Here is an 11,739-nt window from a genome sequence, read left to right on the forward strand (position 1 = left end):
TGTCAATCTGGCGTTGACTTTTGGCACGCTGTTGAGTTCTCAAGGAACGGACGCTTCCTTTGTACTCACCCTCTCGGGCTTTCCTCCGGGCTTCCCTTCGGTGTTTCCAACTCTATCAGACTCTTTCGGGCCCGATTCCCAGTCGGACTGGGATTCGCTTTCCGGGGTTTCCGCTTTTCGGCGGTTTCCCTTTCCGGCGAGACCGACTTTATCAGAGTTTCTCGACCGGTCTGACCGGCCTTGGATTCTGATGAATCGGAGAGGCTTCGTGAGGAATGAATTTCCTGCGAAGCATGTAGAGATGAAACTCTGCCGCCGAACCTGACCGGTTCCAGGCAACTGTTCGAATCTACCTCCCCCGTCCAGCCGTGTCAACGACTTTCTTGGGGCGGAGAGGACAGTAGCAGGTCAGACGGGTTGCACGCACATCACGCGGCGATCGGCACCGAGGCGCTCTGTTCGGGCTCCGCCACGTCTCCGCGCTCGCCGGCGCGGACCGCGCGTCCGCCCACCACGTACACGTAGAGGAGAAAGGCGAGTTCGGCGACGACGCCGATGGTGATGCGGGCCCACGTGGGCAGGCCGGACGGAGTGACGAAGCCTTCGATCGCGCCGGAGATGAAGAGGATGAGGGCCAGGCCGATGGCCATGCCCAAGGCCGCGCGCCCCTCTTCGGCGAGGGCTGTGCGGCGGGTGCGCGGACCCGGGTCGATGAGCGTCCAGCCGAGCCGCAGGCCGGTGCCGGCGGCGACAAATACGGCTGTCAGCTCCAGGAGACCGTGGGGCAGGACCAGGCCGAGGAAGGTGTCGAGGCGGCCCGCGGAGGACATCAGGCCGATGCCCACGCCCAGGTTGAGCATGTTGAGGAACAGGATCCAGATCACCGGGAAGCAGAGGAAGGCGCCCAGGACCAGGCACATCGCGGCTGCCTGGGCGTTGTTCGTCCAGACCTGGGCGGCGAAGGACGCGGCGGGGTGGCTGGAGTAGTACGTCTCGTAGTCGCCGCCGGGGCGGGTGAGCCGGCGGAGTTCCTCGGGGGCCGCGATCGCGGACTGGACTTCGGGATGGGTGGCGATCCACCAGCCGATCAGTGCGGCGACCAAGGTGGAGAGCAGGGCTGTGGGTACCCACCAGTGGCGGGTGCGGTAGATCGCGGCGGGGAAGCCGTTGCCGAGGAAGCTCGTGACGTCGCGCCATGAAGCGCGGCGGGTGCCGGTGACCGCGCTGCGTGCGCGGGCCACGAGCTGGCTGAGGCGGCCGGTCAGCTGAGGGTCTGGGGCGCTGGACTGGATCAGCGAGAGGTGGGTGGCGGTGCGCTGGTACAGCGCGACGAGCTCGTCCGCTTCTGCTCCGTTGAGCCGGCGCCGCCGGCTCAGGAGCGCGTCCAGGCGGTCCCATTCGGCACGGTGTGCGGTGACGAAGACGTCCAGGTCCATCCTGCGGCTGCTCCCCTTGCTGCGGCGCGATGTGCCCTCAGCTTGGCAGACTGTCCGGTCCAGGGGCAGTGCGGGGAAGGGCGGGACACGTGAGTGAGCTGGTGACCGGTGAGGCGGTGGCGCTCGAACTGCGCGCCGCGCGGCTGCCCAGCCGGGCTTTGGCGGTGATCATCGACCTGGCTGCGGCCTTCGGTGTGTACATCGCCGTGTCCGTGGCTCTGTTCGCCGCTGCCGGCTCCCTCGACGGCGCGGCGCAGGCGGCGATCTCGGTGGCCACGTTCGTGCTGGTCCTTGTGGGCGGGCCGATCGCGGTGGAGACGCTGAGCCATGGGCGTTCGCTGGGGAAGCTCGCCTGCGGCCTGCGCGTCGTACGCGATGACGGCGGGCCCATCCGCTTCCGGCACGCGCTGGTGCGCGGTGCGATGGGGGTGATCGAGATCCTCGGGACGGCCGGGGTCGTCGCGTGTATCGCCTCCCTGGTGTCGGCGCGCGGGCGGCGGCTCGGGGATGTGTTCGCGGGGACTCTTGTCGTACGGGAGCGGATCCCTGTGGCCCGTACCGCCTATGTGCCGCCGCCTCCGCCCTGGTTGATGGGGCGCTTCGCCGAGCTGGACCTGTCCGGCGTACCCGATGGGCTGTGGCTGGCGATCCGGCAGTACCTGACGCGGATGGGGCAGCTCGATCCGCAGGTGGGGTGGTCGATGGCGGCCCGGCTCGCGGCGGATCTCGCTGCTTGTACGGGGGCTGCTGCGCCGCAAGGGGTGCCGCCTGCCGCTTACCTGGCGGCTGTGGTGCACGAGCGGCAGGCTCGGGATGCGCGGAAGGCGTTCGGGGCGGTGCCGGGGTACGGAGTTCCCGGATCTGTGCCGGGGTACGGAGTTCCCGGGGCTGTGTCGATCGGTTCTCCGGTGCCGGGTGGTGCCGGTCAGGTGCCGCCGGGGGCCTTCGCTCCCCCTTCTGGGCAGCCCACCTACCAGCCGGCTCAGCCCTCCTACGGGCCCTCCGCCGCCGAGCCGCCGGGTGCCGCGCCGCAGGACGTGCCGCCCAAGACCGGTTTCGCGCCGCCTGCTTGAGCGGGTGTGGGCTCGGCCCTCTCGTAACGCCCTTGCCTGAGAGCGGACTTACGGGAACACCGACGGCGGTGACTCCAGATCCTCGAGCTCGATGCCCGGTGCTGCGAGCACCACGTCCCCGGCGAGGTGCACGGCGTGCTGCTCCCCCGTGTCCAGGTCGCTGACCTGGTATTCGTCCACGGCCAGCGGGCCGTTGTCAGTGGCGTGTGTTTCGCTTTTCAGCAGTGACCAGGACTGGTCGAGGGTGCGCGGGGCGAGCACGGGGTCGGTGAAGCGGACGAGGCGGACGCGCTTCGAGGGGGAGTCGGGGGTGAGACGCAGCAATCGGGCTGTGGCGATCAGGAACACGGGTGAGGCGCCGCTGAAGGCATGGGCCCGGACATTGCCTTCGGTGGCGTGCTCGCCGGTGGGATCGGTGCGCACCCAGGTCACGCCGTCGATGGCGGCGCCGCGCACCTGCCAGTCACTGGCGTGGAGTTCCAGACGGATCGGGCGGCCCAGCTCGTCGACGGCCAGGTCGACGGAGCCGGTGAAGTCGCCGGAGGGGGAGGTCAGTTGGGAGACGTAGCGCCAGCCGGAAGGGCCGGGTGCGCAGTGGAAGTGCTCTTCACCGAGGGGGGTGTGATCGTGCGGATCATGGAGCGAATAACGGCCGCGGGGCATGAGGTCGGGTCCTTGCTGGGTCCTGTGCGGGCCGTGACCGGGCCTGCACGCGGGCAGGCCCCCGCCTGAGGGGCGAGGGCCTGCGTTTGCGCCAAGTGCTCCGCCGGTGACGGCTGTTGACGTCGACCGATGACAGCTGCTCCTGCCGATCGGCGACGGCTTTCGCCACGGGCGACCTGCCGGCTGTACGTCTTTGTCCTGCTCGCAGGGGCGTACGGGCCGGCAGGCACCCGGGCGGTACGGGCCGTCGGTGGAGGGATCAGTAGCGGTAGTGGTCCGACTTGTACGGGCCCTCGACCTTGACGCCGATGTAGTCGGCCTGCTCCTGGCGCAGTTCGGTGAGCTTCACACCGAGCGCGTCCAGGTGGAGGCGGGCGACCTTCTCGTCGAGGTGCTTGGGGAGCACGTACACGTCGGTCGGGTACTGCTCGGGCTTCGTGAACAGCTCGATCTGGGCCAGGGTCTGGTCCGCGAACGAGTTGGACATCACGAAGGACGGGTGGCCGGTCGCGTTGCCCAGGTTCAGCAGGCGGCCCTCGGACAGCACGATGAGGACCTTGCCGTCGGGGAACTTCCAGGTGTGGACCTGCGGCTTGACCTCGTCCTTGACGATGCCCGGGATCTGCGCGAGGCCGGCCATGTCGATCTCGTTGTCGAAGTGGCCGATGTTCCCGACGATCGCCTGGTGCTTCATCTTGGCCATGTCGGAGGCCATGATGATGTCCTTGTTGCCGGTCGTCGTGATGAAGATGTCGGCCTTGTCGACGACCTCGTCGAGCGTGGTCACCTGGTAGCCGTCCATCGCCGCCTGCAGCGCGCAGATCGGGTCGATCTCGGTGACGATGACGCGGGCGCCCTGGCCGCGGAGCGACTCCGCGCAGCCCTTGCCCACATCGCCGTAGCCGCAGACGACCGCGGTCTTGCCGCCGATGAGGACGTCGGTGGCGCGGTTGATGCCGTCGATCAGCGAGTGGCGGCAACCGTACTTGTTGTCGAACTTCGACTTCGTCACGGCGTCGTTGACGTTGATGGCCGGGAACAGCAGCGTGCCGTCACGGTGCATCTCGTACAGCCGGTGCACACCGGTCGTGGTCTCCTCGGTCACGCCGCGGATCTCCGACGCGAGCTTCGTCCACTTGTCGGAGCCCTCGGTGATGGTGCGGTTGAGGAGCTGCAGGATGACGCGGTGCTCGTCGTTCTCGGCGGTGTCGACCGAGGGGACCTTGCCGGCCTTCTCGTACTCGACGCCCTTGTGGACGAGGAGGGTGGCGTCGCCGCCGTCGTCGAGGATCATGTTCGGACCGCCGGTGGGGGTGCCGGGCCAGGTCAGCGCCTGCTCGGTGCACCACCAGTACTCCTCGAGCGTCTCGCCCTTCCAGGCGAAGACCGGGACACCCTGGGGGTTGTCCGGCGTGCCGTTCGGGCCGACGGCGATGGCCGCGGCGGCGTGGTCCTGCGTGGAGAAGATGTTGCAGGACACCCAGCGGACCTCGGCGCCCAGGGCGACCAGGGTCTCGATGAGCACGGCGGTCTGCACGGTCATGTGCAGGGAGCCCATGATGCGGGCGCCCGCCAGCGGCCGGCTGGCGGCGAATTCCTTGCGGATCGACATCAGGCCGGGCATCTCGTGCTCGGCGAGGGTGATCTCCTTGCGGCCGAACTCGGCCAGCGAGAGGTCGGCGACCTTGAAGTCCTGTCCATTGACAAGAGTGGTCATGTGAGGCTGCTCCCAGATCGGAGACGGTTTGCGGGCATGGAGCGGCTGCGGCGCGGGCACGCGACGCGCAGGCACAACACCAGCCCGCGCAGGCACACAGAAATGCACCCGGTAGCTCGCAGCGCAGTCCGTCGGAGGCCCTCTCTCCCTCGGACGGCCCAATCGCGGGGCCGCCCGACCGCCATCAGCAGCGACGTCTGTCAGGTCACGAATCTACACCGATCGGCCCAGCGGGCAGTAGCCCGCCCCCGGCACGTAGCCTCGTGGGCTGCGGGGCCCGGAAGGCTTGTCGGGGGCAGGCCTTCTAGACTTTTGCCCACAGGCCTGGCTATAGGGTCCCAGACCGCCTATAGCAGGATGTAGTAGGCCGAAAGCCGCACTCCGGTGCGGTGCCGACGAACGCTTGAGGAGATATACGTGACCAGTCCAGCGCAACCCCCCGCAGGCGTGGGGCCCGATGGGCGGAAGCTCAAGCTGCTCGCGGTCACCGCGTGCCCGACCGGTATCGCTCACACGTATATGGCGGCCGAGAAGCTGCAGCAGGCGGCCGAGGGGCTCGGCGTCGACATCAAGGTGGAGACGCAGGGTTCGATCGGCGCCGAGAACGTCCTCACTGACAACGATGTCAGAGAAGCGGACGGCATCATCGTCGCCGCCGACAAGGAGGTCGACCTCGACCGCTTCGCCGGCAAGAAGCTCCTGACGGTCCCGGTCGCGGACGGTATCCACCGTCCCGAGCAGCTGATCGCCGAGGTGCAGAGCGCCAAGGTCTACTCGGGCGGCGGCTCCGGCGGCGCGGCGGGCGGTTCCGGCGGCGGTGGCGGTGCGGGCGGCGGCAAGGAGCGCAGCCTCGCGTACAAGGCACTGATGAACGGTGTCTCGTACATGATCCCGTTCGTCGTGGTGGGTGGTCTGCTGCTGGCGGTCTCGCTGTCCCTGGGCGGGCACGCGGACGCCAAGGGCGGCCTTGTGGTGCCCGAGGGCACCTTCTGGTTCTACGTGCAAAAGCTCGGCGAGACCGGCTTCAAGCTGATGCTCCCGATCTTCTCCGGCTATATCGCCTACGCACTCGCGGACCGGCCCGCGCTCGTGCCGGGCATGATCGGCGGTTTCCTCGCCGCCGATGCCACCAGCATCTACGGCGCCGATGCCAACGCGGGCTTCCTCGGCGCCATCGTCACCGGTTTCATGGCCGGTTACCTGGTGATGTGGATCAAGAAGGTCAAGGTCCCCAAGGTCGTTGCGCCGATCATGCCGATCATCGTGATCCCGATCGTCTCGACGCTGGTCGTCGGCCTGCTCTACATCTACTTGATCGGCCAGCCGGTCTCCTGGCTGTTCACGCAGCTGCAGGACTGGCTGAACGGCATGACCGGCTCCAGCGCGATCGTGCTCGGCGCCATCATCGGTCTCATGATCGCCTTCGACATGGGCGGGCCGGTCAACAAGACGGCGTTCCTCGTGGCCGTGGGTCTCATCGGCACCAACAACGCCGTGATGGGTATGGCCGCGGCCGCGATCCCCGTCATGCCGCTCGGCCAGGGTCTGGCCACGCTGCTGCGCAAGAAGCTCTATTCGCAGGAGGAGCAGGAGACCGGTCTCGCGGCTCTGTTCATGGGCTTCTTCGGTATCTCCGAGGGAGCGATCCCCTTCGCGGCAGCACGACCAGCCCAAGTCATCCCGGCGAACATGCTCGGTGGCGCGGTCGCCGGTGCCATCGCGGGTGTGGCGGGCGTCGAGGACTCCGTGCCGCACGGTGGGCCGATCGTCTCGCTGTTCGGTGCCATCAGCGGTGTGCTGATGTTCTTCGTCGCGATCATCGCCGGTACGGTCGTCACAGCACTGACCACCAACGCTCTGATCGGCATCAAGGCCCGCAAGGAGGCCGGCAAGGCAGCCGAGCTCGGCGGTCCCGAGCCCGCGATGGCCGGAGTCGGTGCGGGCGCGCAGTCCGCCGGAGCCGCTGCGGCGGCCGCCGGTACCGCCTCCCCCGCCACCCCCGGCGGCGCCAAGTCCGCCCGGGTCGCCACTGCGGGTACTGCGGGCTCCGCACCCGCCGACGAGGTTCTCTCCGGCTATCTCACCGAGCAGACCGTCAAGGTCCAGCTCGCCTCCGACGACAAGGAGGCGGCGATCCGTGAGATGGCCAACATGCTGGCCACCACCGGCAAGGTGACCGACACCGAGGAGCTCGTGCAGACAGCGCTGCGCCGCGAGGCTCAGGGCACCACGGGCCTCGGCGAGGAGATCGCCATCCCGCACGCCAAAACCGATGCGGTCACCGCCCCGATCGTCGGGTTCGCCCGGTCGTCCGAGGGCGTGGAGTGGGGTTCGCTCGACGGTACGAAGGCCAAGTTGATCTTCATGATCTCCGTGCCGGAGGCCGCCGCCGGTGATGAGCATCTGCGGATCCTCGCGCTGCTCTCCCGCAAGCTGATGGACACCGGCTTCCGCGAGCGGCTGCAGTCGGCGCCGGACGAGGCGGCGATCCTGGACGTGCTGCGCGAGATCCAGTAGCGCCCGCCCGGCACACCCCGTTCTCGTACGTACGGCTACTGCCCGTCCTCGTACAGCTGGAGCCCGTCCTCGTACAGGAAGAGCCCTCCTCGTACAGGAAGAAATCAGTGACCGGCAGGCCCGCCGGGCGACTTCGCCGGGTTGCCGCCGGCCTCGGCCGCCGACTCGCTGTAGATGTCCGGCTCGAGGTAGATCACGCGGGCGATCGGCACGGCGGTACGGATGCGCTCCTCGGCGGCGTTTATGGCGGCGGCCACCTCGGCGGCCGTGTCGTCGTGCTGGACCGCGACCTTGGCGGCGACGAGCAGCTCTTCCGGGCCGAGGTGCAGCGTACGCATGTGGATGATGCGGGTGACCGTGTCGCCGTCGACGATCGCGGCCTCGATCTTGGCGACCTCCTCCGTCCCCGCGGACTCACCGAGGAGCAGTGACTTGGTCTCGGCCGCGAGCACGATCGCGATGATGATCAGCAGGATGCCGATGCACAGGGTGCCGATGCCGTCCCAGACGCCGTCGCCGGTGGCGAGCGCGAGGCTGACGCCGACGAGGGCGAGGATCAGACCGACGAGCGCACCGAGGTCTTCGAGGAGGACGACGGGGAGTTCGGGCGCCTTGGAGCGGCGGATGAACTCCTTCCACGACTGCTTGCCGCGGATCGCGTTCGACTCCTTGATGGCCGTACGGAAGGAGAAGGTCTCCGCGATGATCGCGAACACCAGGACGCCGACCGGCCAGTACCAGTGCGTGATCTCGTGCGGGTGCTTGATCTTCTCGTAGCCCTCGTAGATGGCGAACATGCCACCGACCGAGAAGAGCACGATCGAGACGAGGAAGGCGTAGATGTAGCGCTCGCGCCCGTACCCGAAGGGGTGTTGTGGCGTGGCCGCGCGCTGGGCCTTCTTGCCGCCGAGCAACAGCAGGCCCTGGTTGCCCGAGTCGGCGAGCGAGTGGACGCTCTCCGCGAGCATCGACGAGGAGCCACTGAAGATGAAGGCCACGAATTTCGCTACCGCGATGGCGAGGTTGGCGGCGAGTGCCGCCACGATCGCCTTGGTGCCGCCTGACGCGCTCATCTAGCCCGATGTCCCTTCGCACTGCTGCCGCGTACGCCGTGTACGCAATGGACCGCACGACCGCTCAGGGCCGTGCGGTGCGCCATTGTTGCAGCAGTCGGAGCGGACGGCGCGTCAGGCCACCACGGTGGCGCGGAACATGGTGCCGTTTCCGGAAATCTCGGCCGTCTCACCCGCGGGGACGAAGACGGACTGGCCGGGAGCGAGTCCGAACTCCCCCGCGGTCACCGTGCCCGCCGTGCACAGCAGGATCTGCGGCGTACGGGCGGTCACCTCGCGCGCGGCGGAGCCCTCCGCCAGGACGTAGCGCGAGAGCCGGAACTCGTCGATCGGGGTCTCGTAGACCTCCTCGCCGTCGGACCCGGCCTCGGGGCGCAGGACGCCCGGGTCGGTGGCCTCGAAGCGGACGATGCGCAGGAGTTCGGGGACGTCGACGTGCTTGGGGGTGAGGCCGCAGCGCAGCACGTTGTCGGAGTTGGCCATGATCTCGACGCCGAGGCCGTTGAGGTACGCGTGCGGGACGCCGGCGCCGAGGAACAGGGCTTCGCCGGGCTGCAGTTGGACGTAGTTGAGCAGCATCGCGGCGATCACGCCGGGGTCGCCCGGGTAGTGGCGGGCGATGCTCGCGTACGGGGTGTAGGCGCCGCCGAGGCGTTCGGCCGCGGCGGTGGCCTCGGTGACCGTGGCGGTCATGGCGTCCTTGTCGGCGCTGAGCACGGCGGTGAGCACCTCACGGAGGGCGGCCTCCTCGGGCTGTGCGTGCAGCAGGTCGACGTAGGGCTTGAGGGAGTCGACGCCGAGGCCGGCCAGCAGGTCGGCGGCCTCGTTCGGGTCACGGAAGCCGCACAGGCCGTCGAACGGGGTGAGCGCACAGATCAGTTCGGGCTTGTGGTTGGCGTCCTTGTAGTTGCGGAACGGGGCGTCGATGGGGACGCCGCGCTGCTCCTCGTCCGCGTAACCCTCCTTCGCCTGCGCGAGGTTGGGGTGCACCTGCAGCGAGAGCGGGGCGCCGGCGGCGAGCAGCTTGAGGAGGAACGGCAGCCGGGGGCCGAACTTCGCCACGGCCTCGGCGCCCAGTTCGGCTTCCGGGTCGGCGTCGATGACCTCGTTGAGCGGGCCGCGCTCCAGGAGCGAGGGGGCGCCGGGGTGGGCGCCCATCCACATCTCGGCCTGCGGTTCGCCGCTCGGCTCCACACCGAGCAGCTGAGGGATCGCGGTGGCCGATCCCCAGGCGTACGGGCGGATGGTGTTGCTGAGGCGGTCCATGAGGGGATTTCCTTCGTACGTACGGGAATCAGGCGCCTGGGACGGGCACCGGGAGGCCGGTTGAGGTGACGCTCATGATCGTCCCCCCGAGGCGAGCGCCAGGTAGACGGCGGCGAAATCCGTGACGGCGATCAGCTCCGCCAGGGTTTCGAGAACGCTGCCTTCCTGAGGTTCGAGCTCGCTGATCGCGATGTCGTGGCCGAGCGCGAGTTCACGGGCGGCCGGGGCGGCGCTCAGACCGCCCGTGGGGGCGTCGCGCAGGAGGACGGCGCGGGCGCGCATCGCCTGCGTCTCCTCCACGCGGTCGCGGAAGAAGTCGTCCGGGTCACCGCCCGCGGCGAGGTTGCCGGTCAGGAGAGCGCCGTGGGCGGGCAGGGCCTCGGGCAGTTCGCCGGCGAGGGCGGCGCGGCCGGCGATCTCGGCGAGCATCGCGGCGAACCGGCGGCCGACCGGGCCCGCGGGCGGGCCCTCGGTCCAGATCAGCGGCAGGGAGTCGTCGAGCTCGGCGGCGAGGGTCTTGGCCGGGTTGCTGTACGTGGCGATCGCGGGGCCGCAGCGTTCCGCGGTGCTGTCGAGGCGGTCGGCGACCTTCTGCAGGGTCTCGGGCGAGGCTTCGATCAGGTCGGCGCGGTCGAGCAGTGCGAGCAACGGGGTGAGCAGCGCCCACAAGGCGTCGGGGCCCGCGGCCGCGCCCTCCTCGTACTCGGCGTGGAGGCTCTTCGCCATCGGTACGGCCAGGCCGTGCTTGGCCGCGACCGTCTCGTGCAGCGGGGTTCCGGCGGGAGCCACCGAGGTGACCGCGCAGCCCCTTCGGTACGCCTGCTCGGCGAGGAGTTCGAGACCGGGCTCGGTGCCGTCCGGGGTGGCGATCAGGAGCAGGTCGACCGGGCCGGCCCAGCCGGGCAGGGCCCAGCGCAGGGCTCCGGCGGCGGGGGCCACGCCGGTGGGCTGCAGCCTCGTGACCGGGCAGGCTCCCCCGGCGAGGGTGGCGATCAGGTCGGCGACGCATACGGAGGCGGCGCCTGGGCCCGCGATGAGGATCGCCCGGGGGCGGCCCTCGGGGCGCAATTGGCTGACGCCGGCTTCTTCCGCGAACCGCACCGCGGTACGCACCCTGGCGCCCGCCTCCGCCGCGCCACGGAGGAGGCCTCTGCGGTCGGCGCGGGCGAGGGCGTCGGGGGTGTCCAGCAGCGAATCGTCTAGCACGGGCGGTGGGCCTCCGATCGCTGGGTGCCGGGTGGCTTTGGCTTGTGCGGGTGGCTTTGGCTTGTGCGGGTTGCTTCGGCTTGTGCGGGTGGCTTCGGCTTGTGCGGGGGTTTCGTGCCGGGCGCTGCGGCTTTTCTCGTACGAGGTCGGGGGTGGCCTCCGTCGTACCGCGCGCCCGTACCGCGCGCCGCGGCCGGTGTCAGGCCGGGCGGCGGGCCTCGTCGACGAGCAGGACGGGGATGCCGTCTCGGACCGGGTAGGCCAGGCCGCAGTCGGTGCCGGTGCAGATCAGCTCGGCGTCCGCCTCCTTGAGGGGGGCGTGGCAGGCCGGGCAAGCGAGGATCTCGAGGAGTCCGGCTTCGAGCGGCATGGTGGGTGTCCGTCCCTTCGAACAGGTGGTTTGACCACGTCAGGGTATCGCTGTGTGGGGTGGGGTGCGGGGTCTTGGGGTGGGGTGGGGGCTCGGGCCGGGGGCGGGCCAGGGTGGGTGCGGAGTCGGGCGGGGGTGGGTGCGGGCTCGTTGCCGGGTGCGGGCTGGTTGTGCCTGCGGCGGGCCGTTCCCCCCACCCGCCCCTTCCCGAAACCGGGGGCTCGCCCCCGGGCCCCCCCGGCGGGGGGCCCCCTGGGGGGGTGGGCCCGCGATGGGGTCCGCCCCTGGTGGGTGGGCCGCGGGGGCTGCGCCCCCTGCACCCCCCTTGGGGCTTCGCCCCTTGCCCTCACCGAGGGCTCCGCCCCCGGACCCTGGCACCCCCGAACCCCGGCTGCTCGAGCCCCGCAGGGGCCGAAAG

General features: G+C 69.8%; 10 protein-coding genes. 3 read left to right on the forward strand and 7 right to left on the reverse strand.

Annotation, left to right across the window (positions count from 1 at the left end):
- Positions 1 to 325: hypothetical protein (locus JAO81_RS43210; protein ID WP_233416603.1), on the forward strand; the 325-nt coding region annotated here is incomplete at its 5' end.
- Between the two features lie 103 nt (positions 326 to 428).
- Here the strand turns inward: JAO81_RS43210 and JAO81_RS40390 are convergent.
- Entirely contained in the window at positions 429 to 1,436 is a 1,008-nt protein-coding gene (locus tag JAO81_RS40390) for a stage II sporulation protein M (RefSeq protein ID WP_199552996.1), read from the reverse strand.
- 89 nt (positions 1,437 to 1,525) lie between these two features.
- Between JAO81_RS40390 and JAO81_RS40395 the strand changes: the two genes are divergently transcribed.
- On the forward strand, positions 1,526 to 2,509 hold the full coding sequence (locus JAO81_RS40395) for an RDD family protein (protein ID WP_199552997.1): 984 nt from the start codon (positions 1,526 to 1,528) through the stop codon (positions 2,507 to 2,509).
- 48 nt (positions 2,510 to 2,557) lie between these two features.
- Here the strand turns inward: JAO81_RS40395 and JAO81_RS40400 are convergent, their stop codons facing one another.
- Both JAO81_RS40400 and ahcY read right to left on the reverse strand, forming a co-directional pair.
- Positions 2,558 to 3,172 carry a hypothetical protein gene (locus JAO81_RS40400; protein ID WP_199552998.1) on the reverse strand — a complete coding sequence of 205 codons (615 nt, stop codon included), beginning with the start codon at positions 3,170 to 3,172 and terminating at the stop codon, positions 2,558 to 2,560.
- 259 nt (positions 3,173 to 3,431) lie between these two features.
- Complete coding sequence (gene ahcY / locus JAO81_RS40405) at positions 3,432 to 4,889, reverse strand: adenosylhomocysteinase (RefSeq protein ID WP_199552999.1); 1,458 nt, start codon at positions 4,887 to 4,889, stop codon at positions 3,432 to 3,434.
- A gap of 417 nt (positions 4,890 to 5,306) precedes the next feature.
- On the opposite strand from ahcY, the gene JAO81_RS40410 reads away from it, so the two are divergent.
- Entirely contained in the window at positions 5,307 to 7,406 is a 2,100-nt protein-coding gene (locus tag JAO81_RS40410; protein WP_199553000.1) for a PTS fructose transporter subunit IIABC, read from the forward strand.
- A 104-nt stretch (positions 7,407 to 7,510) separates the two neighbouring features.
- Here JAO81_RS40410 and JAO81_RS40415 read toward each other — a convergent pair whose 3' ends face one another.
- From JAO81_RS40415 to JAO81_RS40430, 4 genes are all read right to left on the reverse strand, one after another.
- Positions 7,511 to 8,479 (reverse strand): cation diffusion facilitator family transporter, encoded by a 969-nt coding sequence (locus tag JAO81_RS40415; protein ID WP_199553001.1) that lies wholly within the window; start codon positions 8,477 to 8,479, stop codon positions 7,511 to 7,513.
- Between the two features lie 114 nt (positions 8,480 to 8,593).
- Positions 8,594 to 9,745: a mannose-6-phosphate isomerase, class I gene (gene manA / locus JAO81_RS40420; protein WP_199553002.1), complete on the reverse strand. Its 1,152-nt coding sequence runs from the start codon at positions 9,743 to 9,745 to the stop codon at positions 8,594 to 8,596.
- Between the two features lie 72 nt (positions 9,746 to 9,817).
- Entirely contained in the window at positions 9,818 to 10,951 is a 1,134-nt protein-coding gene (locus tag JAO81_RS40425; protein WP_199553003.1) for an SIS domain-containing protein, read from the reverse strand.
- A 199-nt stretch (positions 10,952 to 11,150) separates the two neighbouring features.
- The gene (locus JAO81_RS40430) at positions 11,151 to 11,321 is read right to left on the reverse strand and encodes a Trm112 family protein (protein ID WP_199553004.1); all 171 of its coding nucleotides are present in this window, start codon (positions 11,319 to 11,321) and stop codon (positions 11,151 to 11,153) included.
- Positions 11,322 to 11,739 lie beyond the last annotated feature (418 nt).

Source organism: Streptomyces sp. N35 (assembly GCF_016464295.1).
Taxonomy (GTDB): Bacteria; Actinomycetota; Actinomycetes; order Streptomycetales; family Streptomycetaceae; genus Streptomyces.